Annotated in this window: 16 protein-coding genes; 7 read left to right on the top strand and 9 right to left on the bottom strand. The window is 28.4% G+C overall.

Annotation, left to right across the window (positions count from 1 at the left end; translation table 11 throughout):
- Window positions 1–89 precede the first annotated feature (89 nt).
- Genes ACZ5SO_RS14335 through ACZ5SO_RS14325 form a run of 3 tightly spaced genes read right to left on the bottom strand, consistent with a single transcriptional unit; the run spans window position 90 to window position 4118 of the window.
- The gene (locus ACZ5SO_RS14335; RefSeq protein ID WP_464625522.1) at window positions 90–1550 is read right to left on the bottom strand and encodes an ATP-binding cassette domain-containing protein; all 1461 of its coding nucleotides are present in this window, start codon (window positions 1548–1550) and stop codon (window positions 90–92) included.
- A complete protein-coding gene (locus ACZ5SO_RS14330; RefSeq protein WP_464625521.1) occupies window positions 1550–2587 on the bottom strand; it encodes a sensor histidine kinase in 1038 nt (345 codons plus the stop codon). Before ACZ5SO_RS14330 ends, ACZ5SO_RS14335 begins: the two co-directional genes overlap by 1 nt.
- Window positions 2580–4118, bottom strand: a complete 1539-nt coding sequence (locus ACZ5SO_RS14325; RefSeq protein WP_464625519.1) for a response regulator transcription factor — start codon at window positions 4116–4118, stop codon at window positions 2580–2582. The genes ACZ5SO_RS14330 and ACZ5SO_RS14325 overlap by 8 nt, the downstream gene beginning before the upstream one ends.
- Window positions 4119–4339: 221 nt before the next feature.
- Between ACZ5SO_RS14325 and ACZ5SO_RS14320 the strand changes: the two genes are divergently transcribed.
- Window positions 4340–7204 (top strand): DUF3427 domain-containing protein, encoded by a 2865-nt coding sequence (locus ACZ5SO_RS14320; RefSeq protein WP_464625518.1) that lies wholly within the window; start codon window positions 4340–4342, stop codon window positions 7202–7204.
- On the opposite strand, the gene ACZ5SO_RS14315 is transcribed toward ACZ5SO_RS14320, so the two are convergent.
- Window positions 7191–7586 (bottom strand): (deoxy)nucleoside triphosphate pyrophosphohydrolase, encoded by a 396-nt coding sequence (locus ACZ5SO_RS14315; RefSeq protein ID WP_464625516.1) that lies wholly within the window; start codon window positions 7584–7586, stop codon window positions 7191–7193. The genes ACZ5SO_RS14320 and ACZ5SO_RS14315 overlap by 14 nt on opposite strands.
- Before the next feature lie 155 nt (window positions 7587–7741).
- Here ACZ5SO_RS14315 and ACZ5SO_RS14310 point away from each other — a divergent pair, with 155 nt between their 5' ends.
- The 5 genes from ACZ5SO_RS14310 (at window position 7742) to ACZ5SO_RS14290 (ending at window position 13869) form a co-directional block, all read left to right on the top strand.
- Window positions 7742–9034 carry a response regulator gene (locus ACZ5SO_RS14310; RefSeq protein ID WP_464625514.1) on the top strand — a complete coding sequence of 431 codons (1293 nt, stop codon included), beginning with the start codon at window positions 7742–7744 and terminating at the stop codon, window positions 9032–9034.
- Between the two features lie 82 nt (window positions 9035–9116).
- Window positions 9117–10721, top strand: a complete 1605-nt coding sequence (locus tag ACZ5SO_RS14305; protein WP_464624650.1) for an IS1634 family transposase — start codon at window positions 9117–9119, stop codon at window positions 10719–10721.
- A gap of 46 nt (window positions 10722–10767) precedes the next feature.
- Window positions 10768–11124 (top strand): helix-turn-helix domain-containing protein, encoded by a 357-nt coding sequence (locus tag ACZ5SO_RS14300; RefSeq protein ID WP_464627852.1) that lies wholly within the window; start codon window positions 10768–10770, stop codon window positions 11122–11124.
- Window positions 11121–12890: a cache domain-containing sensor histidine kinase gene (locus ACZ5SO_RS14295; RefSeq protein WP_464625513.1), complete on the top strand. Its 1770-nt coding sequence runs from the start codon at window positions 11121–11123 to the stop codon at window positions 12888–12890. Before ACZ5SO_RS14300 ends, ACZ5SO_RS14295 begins: the two co-directional genes overlap by 4 nt.
- Before the next feature lies 1 nt (window position 12891).
- Window positions 12892–13869, top strand: a complete 978-nt coding sequence (locus ACZ5SO_RS14290; protein ID WP_464625511.1) for a substrate-binding domain-containing protein — start codon at window positions 12892–12894, stop codon at window positions 13867–13869.
- A gap of 50 nt (window positions 13870–13919) precedes the next feature.
- On the opposite strand, the gene mglC is transcribed toward ACZ5SO_RS14290, so the two are convergent.
- The 3 genes from mglC to ACZ5SO_RS14275 all read right to left on the bottom strand — a co-directional run bounded on the left by mglC (window position 13920) and on the right by ACZ5SO_RS14275 (window position 17550).
- A complete protein-coding gene (mglC, locus tag ACZ5SO_RS14285) occupies window positions 13920–14942 on the bottom strand; it encodes a galactose/methyl galactoside ABC transporter permease MglC (protein ID WP_464625510.1) in 1023 nt (340 codons plus the stop codon).
- Window positions 14943–14952: 10 nt separating this feature from the next.
- The gene (locus ACZ5SO_RS14280) at window positions 14953–16458 is read right to left on the bottom strand and encodes a sugar ABC transporter ATP-binding protein (protein ID WP_464625509.1); all 1506 of its coding nucleotides are present in this window, start codon (window positions 16456–16458) and stop codon (window positions 14953–14955) included.
- A 75-nt stretch (window positions 16459–16533) separates the two neighbouring features.
- The gene (locus ACZ5SO_RS14275) at window positions 16534–17550 is read right to left on the bottom strand and encodes a galactose ABC transporter substrate-binding protein (protein WP_464625508.1); all 1017 of its coding nucleotides are present in this window, start codon (window positions 17548–17550) and stop codon (window positions 16534–16536) included.
- Window positions 17551–17807: 257 nt separating this feature from the next.
- Here ACZ5SO_RS14275 and ACZ5SO_RS14270 point away from each other — a divergent pair, with 257 nt between their 5' ends.
- On the top strand, window positions 17808–19025 hold the full coding sequence (locus ACZ5SO_RS14270; protein ID WP_464625506.1) for an aminopeptidase: 1218 nt from the start codon (window positions 17808–17810) through the stop codon (window positions 19023–19025).
- A 36-nt stretch (window positions 19026–19061) separates the two neighbouring features.
- On the opposite strand, the gene ACZ5SO_RS14265 is transcribed toward ACZ5SO_RS14270, so the two are convergent.
- On the bottom strand, window positions 19062–20126 hold the full coding sequence (locus tag ACZ5SO_RS14265) for a PIN domain-containing protein (RefSeq protein ID WP_464625505.1): 1065 nt from the start codon (window positions 20124–20126) through the stop codon (window positions 19062–19064).
- Window positions 20127–20227: 101 nt separating this feature from the next.
- Window positions 20228–22783 (bottom strand): type I DNA topoisomerase, encoded by a 2556-nt coding sequence (gene topA / locus ACZ5SO_RS14260; RefSeq protein WP_464625503.1) that lies wholly within the window; start codon window positions 22781–22783, stop codon window positions 20228–20230.
- Window positions 22784–23023: the final 240 nt, after the last annotated feature.

Raw genomic sequence — 23023 nt, 5'->3', positions numbered from 1 at the left:
TCCTTCAACCATAGTAATGTTCTCATGGAAAATTTGAGTTGCAAAGGGTTATAAATTCATGAAAAGGTGTGATATTTTTATGATTTCAATTAATTTTTAGGTAAAGACCCATGTAAATGTGAAAGTGAGGAAAATTCACTCCTATTGTAAGAGTTAATAATCTTACCATCAGTTGCTAATAGTAATCTATCTGCAACTTGTAAGGTGTCAGATAAAGATAAAGCTAAAATTAAAAGGGATATTCCCTTTTGTTTTAACTTATCAAAATACTCTATATTCTTTAATCTTTGATACATATCTAAAAAGGAAAAAGGTTGCACTAAAACTAAAACTAACGGTTTTTGGAAAATTATTTTTTGATGCATTACTAAAAATAAATCAGATTCACTTAGATTTAATAAGTCTTTTTCATATACTATATCCCCTAGCTCTTTTTCTAAAGATTTTGCTAAAGAATTTTCTATTTTATGATTTAGCCATAAATTTTTTAATTTATGATCAGCACAAAACAATATATTATCCATTACAGATAAGGTAAAAAATAAATTTGATTTCAATGTTTTTTTATCTGCAAAAGCAAGATTTCTATCATTCTTTTCTAAAGGAATTCCTCCAATTAAAATTTCTCCAGAATCAACTACATCTTCACATCTAAATAGTTTAGATAAAGACTCTATTACTGAATTATCACTATCTAAAATAACAACAGTCTCGCCTCTCTTTAATCTAAAATTTAAATTATTCAAACCTTCAAAACATATATTATTAAGTGATAAAACTATATCGCTGGTATCATCTTTTTTATATAGAGCCTTCCTCTCATCTGTTGCTAAACTTTGTTCAAAAACATAACTATAGTGAATCATAACTTCATCACTCATCTCATTAGGCAATAGATTTTTAATCATATGCCCTTCTTTCATAAGATAGCATCTATCGCTAACTAAAAAAGCTTCTTGATGATGATTACATATATACAAAAAGGACATTCCTTTATCACTTAACTTTCTAATTAATTTGTGAAGTAATAATATATCTTTTTCATGAATGAAGCTTGAAATATCTTTTAAAACAACAAGCTTAGAACCTGTTATTTGGGTTTTAACTAATTCTAAAGCTACTTTTTCATAACTTGTTAAGTCATCAACATACATTTCAGCTTTTATATTCAAACCAACTTGCTTTAATAAACGCTCGGTTTGTCCGATTAACATCTTTTTGCTTATAACATGTTGGGAAAACCCTTTTCTAATAATAAAAAGATTTTCATAAACTTTTAAAGATTCTATTAAATTACTCTCTTTATCTATTATAGTAACATTATTTCGTTTTGGAGATGGATCTAGATAATCATTTACAATCTTTCCTTCATATGAAACATACCCATAATGCAAAGGTAAACCTTCACTAATTAATTGTAACAATTCTTCAACACCAAGAATATTAATTGGAATTAAACCAACAATTTCCCCTTTTGAAATATATAAATTAACATCATCTAAAAATGGAGGATAAAATACTTTTTCTAAACATAATATTTCAGTTTTCACTATTGCTCCTCTGCACTTTTATATTCACTTGGAAGACTTATAGTTACATCTGTTCCTAAATTCTCACAACTTGTTACATCAAGTCCATATCTTTCTCCAAATAATAATTTAATCCTACTATTTACATTAACAAGAGCAATTCCACCATGTATTGGCGTAGTATCGACTTGATCAGAACTTTCTTTTAATAAATCAGCCTTAAGATTTTTTAATTGTTCTTCTGGCATTCCAACTCCATTATCCTTTACACTAATCAATAATCTTGAATCAAATAATTCAATATTAATAAATAAAGTCCCGTTACCTTTTTTACATTCTAAGCCATGTACTATTGCATTTTCTACTATTGGTTGTAGAGTTAATTTAGGAATTCTAATCCTCAAAGCATCTTCTTCACAATTATCTATGAAGGATATCTCCATAGAAATTCTCTCACCAAATCTATATTGTTGAATATAAAAATAGTTCTTTGTATTTTCTATTTCTTGGGAAAGGGGAACTAAATTTTGTACATGACTTATAGTATATCTAAAAAATGTTGCTAGGGCCTCACACATAGAACTAATCGACTGATTACCTTCGATTAAAGCTTCTGATCTTATTCCTTCAAGTGTATTGTATAGAAAATGAGGATTAATTTGATTTTGCAAAGCTAAATATTGAGCTTGTCTTTTACTTACACTCATTAATATATCACTATCTAAAATTTGAGCTAATCTATTATCCATTTGTTCAAACTCTTTGCTCATGGGATTTTTTAAATCAGTAAAATGTGAATATGTTTGCCCTGAATTAAATAATCTCAATAAGTGTTTGAATTTTTTATATGGTATATAAATATGATAATAACCATAAAGAACTAATAAAACTATTAATATAATAGGTAAGAAAAACCAATTTCCACTTCTAATTCTACCAAAATGAGATAAAAATACGAAAAATAAAGTTAACACAATTAAAAACAAAGAAGAAAAAATAAATACATATAATCTAGTTTCAATATATTTGGGCTCTCTGAACCACCTAAATTTAACCATATAATTTCCTATAATCTTGTGGCTTTATTCCAAACTGACTTTTAAAACATTTTGTAAAATATCTAGGATCTTGATATCCAACTTTTTTAGAGATATCTTTTATTGGCAGAGAGGTCGTTGTTAAGAGTTCTGTTGATTTCTCAATTCTCACTTCCCTTAAATATTCAGCAAACCCTTTCCCCATTTCCTTTTTAAATAGGGCACTAAAATATGTTGAGGAAAGATGTACCAAAGCTGAAACACTATCTAAAGATAATTGATTATCAAAATAATTCTCTTGAATAATACTCTGAGCTTCTCTAATTGGTTTAGCACTTTCATTATTTCTCTTTTCAAGCAAGATATTATAAATAAAGATTAATTGATTATTAACGTAATTTATAATAGATTCAACTGAATTTAAGAAATATATTTTATCAAAAACAATCTTATCAAAATCACTAGCTTCTAATTGATTTTTAAAAACTTCTGCCAATTTCAATAAAACATTTTCAACAGTTAAAAAGAATTCATTTTCTTCTAAATCATATAGACTATCAATTAAATTACCAAAAGCCTTCTTATCTAAAGATTCTTGAGCAAAAAGAGAATTAATTCTCAAAATGTAGTTTGCTGCCTTCTCTTCATTTAGTACTAACTCATTCTCAGTTTTTTCGATAAAACTATTAGAGTTTTTATTTATTCTAGTATAACTTAACTTTAAAACTTTCTGCAGATTAGTAATAATTGATCTTAAATCAGTAATAGAAGAGCCTAAAGTAAAAGTTAACTTTAAATTAGAAAATAAAGAAGAAAAATTTAGGTCTGCTTCTTTAAAGCCTTTTTTTAAACTAATAACCAATTCATCTTTTTGAATAATCTCAAAAGAAACGAGTAAAACAAAACAATAATATTTTTCGGCATATACAATATCCCAATCAGTAAAAGGTTCCACATAATTTGCAAAAGTTGCTTTTAACTTACTCCTTATAGCCTCTTTTGCTTTATTATCATAATTATAAAACTCACCATCTACTGAAATCAATGAAACAGAAATATAATCTGATAATTTAAAAAACTCTTCCGCTTTGTTTATATTTTTACCAGTTTCAATATAATTAACCAAATAATAACTTTTAAGACCGTCACGGTTTGTTAAATAGTTACTATAGTTTTGTTTATCATTATATATTTGAACCATCTTCTTTAAAGCATTTAATAATTCTTTTTGCTTTATTGGTTTTAATAAATAATCTGATACCCCAAATTTTATAGCTTTTTTCGCATAATCAAATTGGCGATACCCACTGATAATAATAACCTGTAAAGATGGATTTATTTTTTTTGCTTCCTTTATCAATTCCAAACCATCTAAGGAAGGCATTCTAATATCAGTAATCAGAATATCTGGATTAGTTTTCTTTATTAGTTCTAATCCTTCAAGTCCATCACCAGCTGTTCCAACTAACTCTAAACCTAATTCATCCCAAAGTATTAATGCACATACTAGAGAACAGACTTTTTCTTCATCATCCATTACTATAACTTTCATAATTTTTATAATAACCTAGCATATTAATCTTATCAAGGAAAAGGTAATTACATATAACTTAATTATAAGAAAGAAAATATAGATAAAAAGATTTTAAAGTTGTAGTGCAAAACTGGATTAATTATTTTTAAATTTGTTTTATATGGTAAGTAATTTTCAATTAAATATTTTATAAATTTAGGATCTTTACTATTAGGAACCTGCATGATAAGCTGCAATATATGAATTCTACAACCTTACTAAAAGCAACTGAATATGGATTACTTGATAATAATATTGAAAGTGAAGTTAAATTTTCACCTCAGTTAATTATCAATAATGCAAAAGAAGGTTTAAAAGTTTTAACACAGATAAAAAGTGAATTATTATCATGCACTGAATTCTTTTTTTCTGTTGCTTTTATCACTACTAGTGGAGTTACCGTATTATTAGAACAACTCAAAGAACTAGAAGAAAAAAAAATCCCTGGTAAAATATTAACTTCAAACTACTTAACTTTTTCAGAGCCAAAAGCCTTAGAAAAATTACAATCATTTAATAATATAGAAGTTAAAGTTTACGAAGAAGAGGCTTTTCATATAAAAGGGTATCTTTTTAAACATGAAGATTATTTATCACTTCTTGTTGGAAGTTCTAACTTAACTCAAACAGCATTATCGTTAAACAAAGAATGGAATCTTAAATTATCAGGGAAAGAAGATGGTGCTTTATTAAAAAATATAGAAAAAGATTTTTATAAACTTTGGAATGATGCTGTTGAATTAACACCTTCTTGGTTAAATCAATATAGTGAAAAATATTATAAAATTAAAAAATTACGCAATCAAATTAAAAATTTTGATATAAACTCTCTATCTTTAAAACCCAATTCCATGCAAATGAAAGCTGTTGAAGCCTTAAAAGATTTAAGAAATCAAGGGAAAAATAAAGCTATATTAATATCAGCAACTGGTACCGGGAAAACTTATCTATCTGCTTTTGATGTTAGAAATGCTAAACCTAAAAGATTATTATTTCTAGCTCATAGAGAGCAACTATTAAATCAAGCTGAAGAAAGTTTTAAAACAGTCCTTGGTCCTGAAATTAATACTGGTATTTTGTCAGGTAAAGTAAAAAATTTTACAGCTGATTATTTATTTTCGACTATGACGATGATGGCTAAACCCGATATTTTTAAACAATTCAAAGAAGATGAATTCGATTATATTATAATAGATGAAGCCCATCGTTCAGCTTCAATTAGTTACCAAAAAATAATAAATTATTTCAAACCTAAATTCCTTTTTGGTATGACAGCAACTCCAAGCAGAACTGATACAAAGGATGTACTATCTATATTCGATAACAATATAGCCCTTAAAATTAACCTACAACAAGCTATGGAATCAAATCTTCTATGTCCGTTCCATTATTTTGGAATCGCTGAAATAAAAATTGATGGAGAAATAGTAAATGATAATACTGATATAAATAAATTAAGTAGTGATGAAAGAGTTAAAAATATTATTGAAAAAATTGAATTTTATGGCTTTAGTGGCTGCAGAGCTAAAGGATTAATTTTCTGTAGTAGAAATAAAGAAGCTCATGATTTATCTGAGAAATTTAATAAACGAGGGTATAAAACTATAGCTTTATCGGGTCAAAATACACAACAAGAGCGTGAGGAAGCTATCGCAAGGCTTGAACAAAATGAAAACAATCAAAATGCTCTAGACTATATCTTCACTGTTGATATATTTAATGAAGGAGTAGATATTCCCTCTGTAAATCAAATAATAATGCTTCGGCCAACACAATCTGCTGTAATTTTTATTCAGCAAATCGGTAGAGGCTTGAGAAAATGGGATGATAAAGATTTTGTTGTAATTTTAGATTTTATTGGAAATTATGAAAATAATTATTATATTCCCATGGCTCTTTCTTCTGATAAAACTTTTAATAAAGAAACAATAAGAAAAACAGTTAGCGATGGATCAGCATTCTTACCAGGTTGTTCAACTATTGAATTTGATCAAATTTCAAAACATCAAATATATAAAGCAATCGATAATTGCAAAATTAGTGGTATTAAAAGTGTAAAAGATGCTTACAAATTATTAAAAACAGAAATAGCTCATATTCCAAATTTTAAAGAATTTGAACGAAATGCTGAAATCTCGATGGATATAGTAATAGATAATTTTGATTCATACTACAACTTAGTTAAAAAATGCGAGAAAGAAAAAAATCCTTATAATTTAAGTGAAAATGAATTAAATGCTCTAAACTTCATTTCAAAAAAAATTGGAAAAGGGAAACATTTTCAATCCATAGCTTTATTATATGATTTAATAGAATATGATGAAAACAACGTTGCAGAGTCAAAAATAAAATATGAAACATCCTCAATAAAAACAGCCTATAAAGTCCTCTCTCATCAATATAATACAATTCCCAAAACTAAAAATAGCGTAGCACTTCACAAAATGTGTATATTAGCAGAAAAAGTTGACAACTACATTGTCCCATCAACAAATCTAAAATCGTACATGAAAAACCCAACATTTATAAAATGTGTTAAAGAAATACTCGAATGGGCTAAAGAACAATATAATGAAAAATATATAAATAAATATAAAAACACAAACTTAACTCTTTTTGCTAAATATTCTTATGAAGAAGTTTGTAAAGCTTTAAACTGGGAAAGAGACCAATCCTCTGTAATGAATGGATATATGTATGATAAAAAAACAAACACTCTCCCTGTTTTCATAAATTATGAAAAAGAAGAGGATGCAATTAATTATCAAGATCATTTCATTACAAATTCTGTAATCGTTGCAATGTCAAAGAAAAATAGGAAAATAGGTTCCAAAGATTGGAAATATATTTATCATTCAAAAGAAATAGGTACTAAAATATATTTATTTGTTAGGAAAAACAAAGCCAAAACAAACTCCAAAGACTTCTATTTTCTTGGAGAAATTCACCCAATAGATGAAGCTGAAGAAGTTATCATAGATAATACTCCAGCTTTCAAAATTAAATATCGATTAGAAAATCCAGTAAGAAAGGATATTTATGAATACTTTACTATTGCAGAATAGTTTTCATCAATTTTTCCACAATAGGCTTATCAGCTTCTGCCCAATCGAGAGTATTCAATTCACTAATTTCAAGCCATTTATCTTCAATATGCTCATTTCGTTTTAAAGAGCCTTCTTTAACTCTACATAGATAGCTATGCATAGTTACAAAAAAAGAAGAATATTGATGTTCAACACTCATAAAATAGTCATCTACTTCTATTGTAGCATTCAACTCTTCTTTAATTTCTCTAATCAAAGCTTGAGGGGCTTGCTCACCCTTTTCAATTTTACCACCAGGAAATTCCCATTTTAATGCAGTCTCCCCTTTATTAGCTCTTCTTGCACAATAGATTTTATTATCCTCAGCTATTATCGCAGCTACAACTTCAATTTTTTTCATATTACTTCCTAAAAATTATTATTAATCCTAAATTTTGAAACACTCTATATTTCTTTAATCATTATAATTCATGATAAATATAAACATATTTTAATACAATATACTTATTTATAATTTTAGTTGCTATATAACTCCACATATTTTAAAATGATAGCATGTATTCAATTATTTTAGTAGACGATGAATCTAGAGTTAGAGATTCCATGAAAGAACAAATACCATGGGAAGATTATGGATTTTCTATTATTGGAGAAGCAGAAAATGGTCTTGAGGCTTTAGATATAATAGAAGACAAAGCTCCTGATGTAGTAATTACTGACATTAAAATGCCTTATCTAGATGGGCTTGAATTAATTAGAAAAATTAGGAAAAAAATGCCCACTACTACTATAATCATATTATCAGGTCATGATGAATTTTCCTATGCTCAAAGTGCAATAAAACTAAATGTTACAGAATATGTCTTAAAACCTGTATCTAAAAAAAATATGATAGAACTACTAACGAAACTTAGACAAAATTTAGACAACGAAATTGCCTTAAGAACAGACAAACAAAGATTAACTCAACTATATAACAACTTAATTCCAGCAATGATTGAGAGAATAATGAATGAAGTTTATTTTGGCAATTATAACGAAGTAGTAGAACAAGCAAAAGAATATAATCTCCCCATAGATGCCAATTATTTCATAACCTGTATTATTGAACCTGAAACTACTAATGATACAAAACTTAACTTGTTAACAATCAAAGATATTTTAAATAATTTTTTTGATACCGATTCAAATATAATTCAATCAATAAATAAAAATAAAATGATTTTAACCTTTTACTACAAACATAAAGGACAAGAGATAATAGAGAAACCTCTATTTAAAAAAAGGACTTTTAAGAAAATCCAAGAGTTACACAAATATATTAATTTTTATACTAAGACAAAAATTAATATGGGAATTAGTAAAATTACCACATCATTTATTGAATTAAATAAAGCTTACAGACAATGCATAACAGCAATTAATTACAAATTATATTACAAAGATCAAACAATCTTCTTTATTGAAGATTTAGAACCTAAAAAGACTATTGAAACAACAGATAATAGCCAAGATAAATATATCGAAGCTTTACTTACAAATATAAAACTTGGAAGTGAAGAAGATATACAAAAATCAATTGAGCTATTGTTTAGCGAAAACTCTAATTATAACCCTGAAGACTTGGAATCATATAATTTAAAAATTATATCACTTCTTACAAATTTAGCATTAAGCTACAATTTGAATTTAAGTAAATACTCTACCTTAATTAAAACCATATCTCAACTAAATACTTTAAGTGTCACTATTCCAAATCTAAGAGAAATATCAATTGCACTTAATCTGTATCTTTTAATATTTAGGGTTCCAATTTTTAGGAACCCATTCTTTTCTTCTATTAATTAACCATATAATAACGAATTAAATTGACTTAAAGAGAAAGTTGTCATAAAATATAAGCACCCTAAATTATGGTGGTAAAATGATTATGGCAATTAAGCACGAAAGACCTGAATATGTACTAAATTATAAAAAGCCTAAAAATACTGAAATTAAATATATTAGTGGCAATTGGTATCTTTATGAGAGAAAAACTAAATATAATCCTGAAACAAAAAAGTCAACCAAAGTTTCTGGAAAAATGATTGGTAAAATAACCAAAGATGGGTTTGTAGCTAAGAAAGTAAAAGCTTCTGTTTTTAAAGAAATGGAGGTTAAAGAGTATGGAGCCTCATATTATTTTATCTCTAAGTCTAGATCAATATTAGATAGACTAAAGGATTGCTTTCCCTATTATGGGGAGCAACTATATGTTATTGCCATACTAAGGATATTGTATGGCAAGGCTTTTAAACGTATAGATCTTAATTATGAATCAAGTTATATATCAAATGTTTTTCCTAATCTCTCTTTATCTTCATCTACAATAACGAGTTTGCTTAAAGATGTTGGACGAGATAGAGGGGGGATTAAAAAGTTTATGAATAGCTATGCCAGAGATAAAGATAGATTTATTTTATTTGATGGACATAGAATAATCTCCTCATCCAAAAATCTTGATATGGCTGAAGTAGGATATGATTCAAAAAGTAGATACTCTCCACAAGTAAATCTTATCTATATGTTTTCCTTGGATGCAAATGGAAGTTACCCCGAATATTATAAGCAATATATAGGTAGTGTACCTGATGTATCTGTATTTGAAGATATTATAAAAGAAACCAATATAAAAGACAAAGATGCTACCATAATCGCAGATAAAGGATTTGGTAGTAATTATAACTTTGACTTAATTGAAGATAGTGGAATGAATTATATAATTCCTCTTAGACGAGGTAATTTAGAAACTAAAGGCAAGATACCTGCAAGCATAGCAGAATACAGAGATGCTTTTATTTATCATAATAGAAATATCCACTGTCTTACTATTAAAGGGAATGATTATAATATTCACCTCTACTTAGATGGCAGTTTACATAATGCAGAATTAAAAGATGTTATAAGAAGAACTGAAAAAAAGAATAACAGTATTGAAATTAAGAGAAAGCGGGAGCTAAAGAGAAGAGAGCAAGATAAACTCTATAAAGGTGAAATTCTTGATAAAAGATTAAAAGCAAAAAGTCGTTTAAGTGATGAAGAATTATCAGCTTTAGTTCCTCTTGATATTTCTGAAATCATAAGGGATAAAGTATCCACTGGAACTATAACGATAAAAACCAACAGAAAAGAATTAAATGCTAAACAAGTTTATGTTATTTATAAACAACGTCAAGCAATAGAACAATTTTTCAAAACCTATGATAATACATTAGGCTATGATAGTAGTTATATGAGAAATGATTATTCACTTGAAGCTTGGTTATTTATCAATCATCTTTGTATGATGATGAGTATGGACGCTATAGAAGAAATCTCAAATATTAATGAAGCTAATAACATTTCTTTAGCAGATCTAATAACAACTCTAAGAAAGATAAAAGCTACAAAAATAGAAGATAAATGGTATTTATCTAAATTCACTAGGCATGTTACTATCTTGTGTGAAAAGTTAGATATAAAGTTCAAAAGCCAAGAAATTAAAAAGAAGAATTAATTGGCTTCAGAACCCTAAATGTTAAAAGTTACAGCTTAATAAAAAAATTAAGGAAAAAAGAGAATCCAGTAATATCAAATTTGTAGAAATTGCTAAGAAACTAATTGAACAAAACTATCATGATAAAAACTTTAATCAAGATATTATCTGTGATTTACTAGGTGTAAGTAATGCATATTTTAGTTCGACATTTAAAAAAGAAACTAAAGTGGCTTTTACAAAGGCTCTAACAATGACAAGAGTTGAACACGCCAAAGAATTAATAGAAAAAGAAAATCTTAAAACTTATCAAATAGCAGAAAAGGTTGGTTTCTCTGATTCAAACTATTTTTCATTCTGCTTTAAGAAAATCACAGGGGACTCTCCCTCTGCTTACAAACAAAAAGTAAAAAGAACAAAATGAAAAAAAAAGATGCTTCAATAAATAAAATATTCTCAAGAATCTTAATTTTATTCACAATTCTAATTGTCATTGTAATAACATTGGCAATAACTTATCAATTTTTTAAAACTACAAAAAATAATATTGAAATCAATACAACACAAACAATCTCCCAAGCAAACAGAAGCATAAATTCCTTCATATCTGATGTAATGCTTATAGGAGATACCACTTTAGACTATTGTACTAATATAAACACTTTTGGAAAGGAAAATGTTGAATTACGATTAAATACTATCTTAGATTCTAGAAGTGATATAATTACGATTAACTTTTTTGATAGCTCTGGTAATATCATAGTTGGAACGACAGCAACAAATTTAAGAGATAATGAAGAAATAGCAAACCAAAAATGGTTTCAGAATGCTTTAAAAGGAAATGGAGACTATTATTTTTCTAGGGCTCATGTTCAAAGACTAGCAGCTTTACGATATCCTTGGGTTATAAGTTATAGTAAAAGTTTTAACTATAAGGATGAAAATGGGGAAGTTAAAACTGGCATAATGCTAATCGATTTTAATTATACAAAATTAAAAGATATTATGAGCTATGTTAGTATAGGCAAAACCGGATATGCTTTTATAATTGATGATTCAAATAATATAGTTTTCCATCCAAAACAAACTTTAATTAATTATGATCAGTTTTTTGAAAATATTGAGGATATAGAAGATAAAATATTTGGGAAATATTATTCTAAAAATGATGGAACAAATACTCTAAAAGTAATTCAAACTATAGATTACACAAGATGGAGAATAGTTGGAATTGCTTTCCCTAATGAAATGTTATTAGAAAGTTTTTCCTCATTTGCAATAACCTTATTAATCATCTTAGCAATTAGCATTTTAATAACCATCTTAATAGCTAAAATTGTTTCTAACTATATCACTCAGCCTATAAGAATCCTTGAAAAACAAATGGAAAATATCCACAAAGAAACTTTTATTCCTCAACCTATAGGTAGAGCATCGCAAGAGGTAAAATCTCTCTCTAATTCATTTATCAATATGTCAAATAGATTGAAAGATCTCCTTCAAAAAATTATTGAAGAACAAGAATTAATTAGAAAAAGTGAACTAGATGCTTTACAAGCTAAAATTAATCCTCATTTTCTATATAACACTTTAGATTCTGTAATTTGGTTAGCAGAACAAGGGGATGATGAAGGAGTTATCACTTTAGTAACAGCACTTGCTAACCTATTTAGAATCTCAATTTCCAAGGGTCATGAGCGAATAACGATTGAAGAAGAACTTGAACATTGCAGAAACTATCTGGTCATTCAGCAAATGAGATATGTTGAGAAATTTACTTTCAATATATCGATTGAAGAGGATATTAAAAAATGTGAGACTATAAAATTAATAACTCAACCAATTGTAGAAAACAGCATTTATCATGGCATTAAATATTTAATGGATCCTGGTTTTATCAATATTGAGGCAAAAAAATATGGAACAGACAAAATTCAAATTATTATCAGCGATAATGGTGCAGGTATGAGTGAAGAAGTTAAAAATTCTCTATTAACAACTGATAAAAAACAGCATATAACAGATGGAAATGGTATTGGTGTATATAATGTTAATATGAGACTAAAGTTAGCCTATGGTGAAGAATTTGGCTTATCCATTGAGTCTGAAATAGAGGAAGGAACTTCTGTTACTATCACTATTCCTCTAAAAGATAAAATTGAACAAGTTACAAAAATAAAAGGGAACTAAAATGAAGAAAAATTTATCAATAATAATTATATTTTTTGTTTTAATAATCACAGCATTCTTTGTAAATAAACAAACAAATAAACCAAGAGATTTTTCTTTATCACCTTATCAAATTGCTTTTATTAGAATGAAAGAAGGTGGACAATTTTGGGGCTCTATGAGAAATGGTGCTCGTGAAGCTAGAACAAACACATCAACAATTGTTGATTTTTTCTCAACAGTAAATGCATTAGATACTGATATCCAAATAGAATATGTAGAAAAAGCGATTGAAAAAAAAGTTGATGCAATTGTAATTACTCCAAGTGATAACAAAGCATTAATTGACCCTTTAAAAAAAGCTTCAGACAATGGAATTAAAATAGTACAATTATTTAATGAAGTTAAGGATGATACTATAGCAAATTCTTACTCTGTTTTAACAAATACAAAAATAATTGGAACAAAAATAGCAGAGGAATTAATTAAAAAATATCCTAAGGAAAGAGTAAATATTCTTTTAGTAAGTCGAAGTGCAGCGATCTCTTCAAGTAGATATATGGAAGAAGGCATAATGGAAAAACTTAAGAATGTTACAAATATAAACTGCAACTCACTATATGCAGGAAGTGATATTAATTTAATTAAGGATAGAATTCAAAACTATTTAGAAAATTATCAAACCATAAATTGTATTATAGCTTTAGATGATGATACATCAGAAGGTATTTCAAAATATTTTAATACAGTAAAAAATAAAGGGAATATAGAATATATTGCAACATCCCACTCTCTTTCAAACATTCAAAATCTAGAAATGGGAATCATTGATGAACTTTTGATTATAAATAGTTTTGCAATGGGTTACCAAGGCGTATATACCGCTTATGAAATTTTAAATGGAAATACCCCTAAAGAACAAAAGATAGATTATATCTTAGTTACAAAAGAAAATATGTTTGATGAAGACATTCAAAGAAAACTTTTTGTAATTTATTAAAAAAAAGAAGCAAACTTTCGTTTGCTCCTTTTTTGAAGTTAATATACGAACTACTTTTTTTGAACATATTTTTGTATATCAAAAGCAACTGCTGATACAATAATTAAACCTTTGATAATGTTTTGCCAATAAGGATTAACACCGATAAAAGTTAATCCATAGTTAATAAAGGTAAATATTAAAACACCTGTAATAACACCACTAACTTTACCAACACCACCTGTTACTGATACACCACCAACAACACAGGATGCGATAGCATCTAGCTCATATCCAACACCATAGTTATTAGTAGCTCCACCAGTTCTAGCAGCTTCTAATACACCACCAAAAGCAATTAATGAATCACAAACAACAAATAGTCCTATAATAATTGCAGTAATATTAATACCTGAAACCATTGCAGCTTCTTTGTTACCACCAACGGCATAGATGTTTTTACCAAATACAGTTTTATTGAGTAAGACCCACATTATAATTATTGCCAAAATTGCAAAAATTACAATTACGGGAATAGGTCCAATGGAACTAGAGCCTAAAGCAGTAAAATCACTCCTTAATCCACCAATAGGTTGTGAATTGTTGGGAGGCATATTAAAGTAGATTGAATTTACACCATAAATTATTAACATTGATCCTAAAGTTGCAATAAAAGCTGGAACTTGGAATTTAGCTACAACAATACCATTTAAAATACCCCAAACTGCGCCAATTAATACAGCAATTATAATTGGGAGAAAAAGAGGTAATTCACCCATGTCAGGATAGAACCGTCTTACATAATCAGGTGTTTGTAACATAGATGCAGAAATAACAGCAGCCATACCAACTAGTCTTGAAGCCCCAAGATCTACACCACCAATTAAAATAACTAGCATCATACCTAACGCAATAATAATCTTTGTTGAACTTTGCATTAAAATATCTCTTAAAACTCTAAAACTAAGAATTTTAGGATTTATAATAGCAATAACAATAATTAATACTAAAAGAACAATAGAAATTGCTCTATCCATTAATACAGCCTTAACATTATCTTTTGAAAATCTATTTCGATTAATTAAATTTTCCATTCTTTTCTCCCTAACCAACATACTTTGTTGCAAGTGTCATTATTTCTTCTTGAGTAGTTTTTTTACTATCAACAATTCCAGCAACACGACCTTCACTCATAACTACAATTCTATCTGTCATACCAATTAACTCTGGCATTTCAGAACTTATCATAATAACACCTTTGCCTTGCTCTGCTATTTCTTTCATCAAAACATAAATTTCATATTTAGCACCTACATCAATACCACGAGTAGGTTCATCTAAAATAAGAATATCAGGTTGTGTTAATAACCATCTAGCAAAAAGAACCTTCTGCTGGTTTCCTCCAGAAAGTGATCTAATTAAAGTCTTTGTACTTGGTGTCTTAATTCTCAAAGTTTTAATTTGTTCAACACTATCTTTTTCCATATTTTCATTCTTTAATAATCCATTTTTAGAATAATCTTTGAGATTTGCTATTAATAGATTTTCTTTTACAGATAATAAAGGGAAAATACCGGTTCTTCTTCTCTCTTCTGTTAATAAAGCCATACCTTTTTCCATAGCATCAATAGGGCGTTTAACAGTTATAGGTTCACCTCTAAGATACAATTTTCCAGTAGTGTGAGCTCTCAGTCCATAAACCGATTCCATAACCTCAGTTCTTTGAGCTCCAACTAAGCCTCCTATACCAAGGATTTCACCCTTTCTAAGAGTCAAGGATACGTTTTTAAAGGATAAAGGATTTGGTGAGGTATAATCTTCAACTCTTAGTAGTTCATCCCCTATATTAGGATTTCTATCTGGAAATCTATTTGTTAAATCTCTACCAACCATCTTCTTAATTATTAAATCAGTGGTTAAATCTTTAGCCTCCCATGTTCCAACATATTGCCCATCTCTCATTATAGTAACATCATCAGAAATCTTAAGAATTTCTTCCATCTTATGAGAGATATAAATAATTGAAACGCCTTTATCTCTTAATCCATTTATTATTCCAAATAAATGAGCTACTTCACTTTCTGTTAAAGAAGAACTAGGCTCATCCATAATTATTATTTTCGAATCATATGAAACAGCTTTTGCTATTTCTACACTCTGTGCATGGGAAACAGAGAGATTTCTCAATAAATCATTAGGGCTCATTGACAAATTCAAGCTTTCTAATAATTTTTTTGTATCCTTAAACATCTTTTTATGGTCTACAAAAGGAGATTTTGGCCCACCAATTCTTGGATATCTACCAAGCCAAACATTTTCCATTACATTTCTATGAGGGTTAGTGTGAAGTTCTTGGTGAATCATTGAAATACCAAGGGATAAAGCTTCCTTAGCATCATTAATTACTACATCTTTTCCATCGTATATAATCTGACCTGAGTCCATTTTATAAAGGCCGAACAAACACTTCATCAAAGTAGATTTACCTGCACCATTTTCTCCCATAAGTGCATGAACTGTGCCCGGTCTTACTTTTAGTGTAACATTATCTAAAGCTTTAACTCCTGGAAAAGTTTTTGTTACATTATTCATTTCTAATATATAATCCATCTAAGATTCCTTCTTAAAGAAAATAGCTCTAGGCAGTATTAGCCCACCCAGAGCATCACAAGTATTAATTCAGTTCTACATGAAATCTTGGTAGTTTTCTTGTGTTACCATTTGATAAGGTACCCAAACGAACTTGCCATCAGTAATCTCATAACCAATTGAATCTGAAGTTGGAGTTTTTCCCATAGCTAAATCATAAGCAATATTGAAAGTTGCTGTTCCTTGGTTAACTGCATCATTTAATACAGTACCTAGAAGAGTACCATCTTTTAATGCTTGAAGAGCTGGAGCTGTAGCATCAACACCAACAACTGGCATATATTTGTCGCCTGTGAAATAACCAGCAGCTTTTAATGCTTCAATAGCACCTAATGCCATATCATCATTGTTAGCAAATACTGCTTCAATTACATCGCCTTTAGAAGTTAAGAATGCAGCCATTTTTTCTTGACCTTTTACTCTGTCCCACATTCCTGTATCTTCAGCAACTTTTTCTACTTTAATTCCATTATCTACTAATGCTTTAATAGAATATTCAGTTCTTAGTTCTGCATCTTGGTGACCAGGTTCTCCCTTAATCATTACATATTGTAAAACACCATCGCCATTTTTATCTGCTTCTGGATGAGCTTTCCAATAATCTGCAACAATTTGTCCACTCATTGTTCCTGATTCTTCAGCTTTTGCACCAACATAATAAACCTTGTCCCACATAGCCATATCTTCATCAAATGGTTGTCTGTTAAAGAATACTACAGGGATGTCAGCTTTCATAGCTTTTTCAATTTCTACACCAGCTGCTGCTCTATCTACAGGGTTTAAAGCTAAAGCATCTACACCTTGTGTAATAAACAAGTCAACTTTTTCATTTTGTGTTGCTTGAACATTCATTGAGTCAACAATATTTACTTTGGCTTTTCCTTCTGCAGCTTCTGCAAAAGCATTACGAACACTAGTCATGAAAGTGTCATCAAATTTGTAAATAGCACAACCTATTTCAGGTTCTCCACTAGCACCTTCACTTTGACCAGCAGCAAATACTGGACTAATTAAAGCAAGAGATAACAATAATCCAACTGTTAATTTTTTCATTTCTTCCTCCTTAGGATTTTAATTGCTTCTATATTCTCACACTGTTTTCTTAATTCAAAAAGCGAAAATTTTTCTCAAAATCTTAATTTTTTTTAGATTTTAATATTTTTTATATAAAATTCTAATATATTACAATTTTTTTCTATTTCCAAAAAATCCTGTTTTATTATTTTTCATCTACATAAATTTCTCAACAATTGAAATTAAAAGCTAAAAGGAATATTCTAATCTTATTATTTCATTTTAGGAGAATTATTGTGAAAAAAGAACGTTTTGATAAGTTATATACACAATTAATTTTAGAATTAGGTCTACAATTTGAAAAAGGCATGAGCCTTGTTATTCGTTGTGCACCTGATTATTACTCTTTTGCCGCAACTATTGCAAAAGCAGCATACAAAAAAGGTGCAATTAATGTTGATATAGATTTGGTAGATACAAAACTAATTAAAGAAAGATGCAAATATCAAGAAGTTGAGGATGTAACAAAATTACCAAAATATTTAGAAGCCATAGATAAAGAGAGAGCAAAAGAAAAATGGGCTTTTTTAGCTATTAGTGATACAGAAAATAATACTGTTTTAAATTCAACAGATAAGATTAAATTAGCTGAATATACAAAAGTCAAATCGCAACTAAATCAGGCTGGTAGAGATGGAAGAATTAAATTTGAAATTCCATGGTGTATTGTTTGCTATCCATTAAAAAAATGGGCTAAACAAGTTCTAAATTCAAACGTTGAAGATATGAGAAATTTATTAACAAAAATTTTGTTACTAGATAAAGACGATCCTGTTAAAGCATGGCAAGAGTTTGATAAAGAATTTAAAAAAGGTAATGAATATTTAAACAATCTAAAAATTAAAACCTTACATTATGTCAGCCCTATCACTGATTTAACTATTTCCTTAAAAGAAGAAGCTATTTGGTTAGGTGGAAGTGATGAATGTAATAATAAATCATTGTTTGTAAATATCCCAACCTTTGAACATTTTAGCGTTCCCGATAAATATAGTGTAAATGGATATGTAACAACTACAAAACCTGTAACTGTTCTTCAAACATTATGTGATGGTATAAGATTCGAGTTTAAAGATGGAAAAGTTGTAAAATGCGAAGCTAAAGTTGGACAAAAAGCTTTAGATCAATATTTAGAAAGTGATGAAAATGCCGCCTATCTAGGTGAAGTTGCCTTAGTTGATGAAAGAACCCCAATTGCCCAAAGTGGTAAAGTATTTAACAATATTTTGTTTGATGAAAATGCATCTTGTCATATTGCTATTGGTGCGGGCTATTCAGTGTGTTTAAGCAATAATAAAGATTTAGATTCAAAAGAAAAACTCGAAGAATATGGTTGTAATGTCTCAAGAGTGCATACGGACTTTATGATTGGTTCATCAGATTTAAATATTTATGCAACAACATATGATGGAAAAGAAGTTCAAATTTATAAAAATGGACAATTAACTTTTTAAATTGTTTAGAGGCTGAATAATTCAGCCTCTAAATTTTTATGTTAATAAATAATATAAAGATAATAAAATTATTAGCATAAGAATTACAATAACATATATTAATCTTTGTTGTTTTTTAATCTTTTGTCCTACAGTTATTATCTGCTCTTCAAGTTTTCTCTTTTCTTCCATTTCTTGAATTTCTTTTATTCGTTTTTGCTCTTCTCTTTCTTTAATTGCTTTTTGTTTTTGTCTCTCATTTTCAATCTCATAATAACAAGAAGAACAAATTACAAAACCACTACAATCAAATAATTTATCATAGTAACTATCGCCACAATGTTGACAGATATATAAGCGAAGCAAATCACCATTTTTTAATAATTCACAAACGACTACTTTTTTAACAATATCATCATCAATAAATTTACCTTGTCTAAATCTATCAAAAAAAGAATGATGCGGTAGTTCAATATTCTTATTTAAATTTTCTCCAAGTTGTACTACTCTCTCACTTAAATATCTATCTTGAGTTATTAAAAGTATATTATTATTCTTACCTCGCTTTTTTAAAAGGGCTACCAAATGATCATCAGCAATACCAATACTACCTGTATCTACCCTTTTTACTAAGCCTTTTTTTGCTAGCTTTTGTATTAAAAAAGGTCTAACTTGAGCTCTAAGACGTACATCTAAATCTTTTTCTTCATTGTGGGAGATTCCATACATTTCCTCCATTGTTTTTTCAAGAATAACTAATTTTTTCCGTCTTTTTCTCAGCGTCAAACTTGCGTTAGCTATAAAATATAAAAACCAATCTTCATGTATTAAAGGAGCAGTATCTATATATACTTCATCAAACCTTTTCATATTTGCATCAAATTCAATTTTTGCTTCATCATCCCTAATATAATCATCTAATATTCCATAAAATGAACATACTATTTCCTTGCTTAATGCATAATTTTGATTTAAATATTCATCATTATAGTCTAAAGACAATTTATTAAAACATAAGCGTATTTTATATTCATCTATCTTCATATCTTCTGATAGATTTTTTATTAAATTGTTTGTATCAATTCTGTTATTTTCTTTTTTTTGATATCTAAATTTTGCCATATCAATTTTTCCTTATAATATAAAAAGCATACACTATTAAAGATAAGTTAAGCAACTTAAAAAAAAACTGTACTCTTTTGAAGTACAGCTCTTTTTTTTTACTATTTCTTTTTAGCTTTTTTCTTACTAATTGAACTCTCTATCTGTTCTTTCGTTAAATTCATAGCTAAGCTTTCATCCGTTTTAGCCTTCTCGTCATCTATTGGGATATTAGTTTTACCATGCTTTAAATAATATCCGTACCTTCCATAATAAAGTTTGACATTTTCTCCGTCAAATTCTCCAAAATCTTTAATTGCTGTCTTTGTTTTCGAAGAATTTTTCCCTTTAACTTTATTTGCGCCATTTTTAATCAATTCTTTAGCTTCTTCAAGAGTTACACTAAATAACTGTTCATCATGATCCCTTTTATTCAAATTGACATTTAAATCGCCACAATTTATATAAGGACCATACTTACCTTTTGTTGCTAAGATCTTTTCACCACTTTCATTTTCACCTAATACTCTAGGTAATGATAAGTATTTTTTAGCTATTTCTAAATCCTTTTTAGCTTCTTCATCTTTTTGGTACCAAGAAGGTATACTTGCTCTTTTTGGTTTATTTTCTGCATCTTTTCCAATTTGCCAATAAGGGCCAAACCTTCCTGAACATAAGTATATCTCATTACCTTCATCATCATTCCCTAATAAAATAGGTTCATTTTTAACTTTTCCTTTTTTAATTAGATCTTTAATATCTTTATCCGTAATATTTCCAGGTAACATGTCTTTAGGTAAATTAATATACTCTCTTTTACCGTCAACTTCTTTTCCTAATACATAAGGGCCATAAGGACCAATCATAATTGGATTATCATCACTAATTTGAGGTAAGTGAAGAGTTTTTGCTTGAACTTTATCATCTTTACTTTTTTGAACTTTTACTTTTGATTGAAGGCCATTATTTCCAAGATAGAAGTTTTCCAAAATTTCTTGCTTTCCAATCTTATGATTTGCTATAGCATCTAAATCAGCTTCTAATAATCTTGTAAAATCATAATCTACATATTTTGGGAAAGAATTTATCAAATACTGACAAACAGCAAAACCAATAAAGGTCGGAACTAAAGCATTCCCTTCTTTAATTAAATATTGTCTGTTAAGTAAAGTATCTATAATCGAAGCATATGTTGAAGGTCTACCAATCCCTCTTTGCTCTAATTCTTTAACTAAAGTTGCTTCAGTAAATCTTGGTGGAGCTTTAGTTTCATGCTTTTGGCTTAAAAGCTTACTTAAATCAAGTTCTTGTCCAACTTCTAAAGGAGGTAATAAAGTTTCTTTATCATCTAAAGCAGCTTCTGGATCATCTTTAGATTCAACATAGGCTCTCAAATAACCAGCAAAGGTTATTTGTGTACCACTAGCACTAAATAATGCACCATTTGAAGAAATTCTAACTGTAGTAGTTTTCTTTTTGGCTTCTGCCATTTGGCTTGCTAAGGTCCTTGCCCAAATTAAATTATATAAAGCTAATTCTTTTCCGCTTAATCCAGATTGTTTTGGAGTAACAAAAGATTCTCCAGCAGGTCTTATTGCTTCATGAGCTTCTTGTGCTTCAGAATTATTAGCCTTAAACTGTCTAACTTGTTTTGAAAGATATTCATCACCATATAATGCTTTAACACTTGATCTAGCACCTTTTATACCCTCTTCACTTAAGAAAGGACTATCAGTTCTCATATAAGTAATTAAACCATTTTCATACAATCTTTGAGCAACTCTCATTGTTTCTTTAGAGCTAAAATGAAGTTTTTTTATAGCTTCTTGTTGTAAAGTACTTGTAATAAAAGGAGCACTAGGTTTAGAAGTTATAGGTTTACTTATTATATCATTTATAACAAAAGGGCCATTTTTTATTTTAGAAATAATATCTTCAATACCATTTTCATCTAATAATAAAGTATTATCTTTTTTATATTCACCAGTTTTAGAATCAAAACTCTTACTAGACGCAAGATTTTTATCATTATATTGAATTAACTTAGCTTCAAAACTACCTTTTGAAGTATTAAATGTAGCTTTAGCATCAAAATATGTACTAACTTTAAAGAGAATCCTTTCTTTTTCCCTTTCGACTGTTAACATAAGACCTGGAGATTGAACTCTACCTGCACTTAATTTTCTTGAAGATAATTTTTGACCAACTAATGATGAAACATCATAACCAAATAATCTATCAATAATTCTTCTAGCTTCTTGAGCATGGACCATATCAATATCTAAATCTCGACCAGCATTTAATGCATTTTGGATAGCTTTTTGAGTTATTTCATGGAAAACCATTCTTTTGTAATTTACTTTAGGTTTTAAAACTTCTAGTAAATGCCAAGATATACTTTCTCCTTCTCTATCTTCATCAGTTGCTAATAACAAAAAATCTGCTTTCTTAATTTCTTCTTTTAAAGATTTAACTAAAGCTTTTTTTTCTGATGGTATAATATAATGTGGTTTAAAACCTTTCTCTATATCAACTGCATCTTTATCAGAATCTAAATCTCTTATATGTCCATTGCTCGCCACAACGGTGCAGTTTGAGGGTAAAAACTTTTTAATTGTTTTTGCTTTTGTAGGAGACTCAACGATGATTAACGTTTTCTGGCCATCCATTTCTTGCATTCAATCCTCCATTTTGACAAAAATAATTGTCTATATTCTTAAAGTTATAAAAAGGGAATCTATTTTTGTCAACGCTAAGAATCATTTCTTAGCTATTGCATCAAAGAAAATGGTAAATATAAGCTAGGATATTTCAAATTTTCAATATTTAACTAATATCATCAATTCTTATCTTTAATACTATTGCACTTTTTATAAAAATAATCAATTTCCAAATTAGATTATATATATTACACTGTA

The organism is Pleomorphochaeta naphthae, from assembly GCF_055396005.1.
The sequence above is the reverse complement of the archived record's forward strand: the minus strand, read 5'-3'. Positions and strand labels throughout refer to the sequence as shown.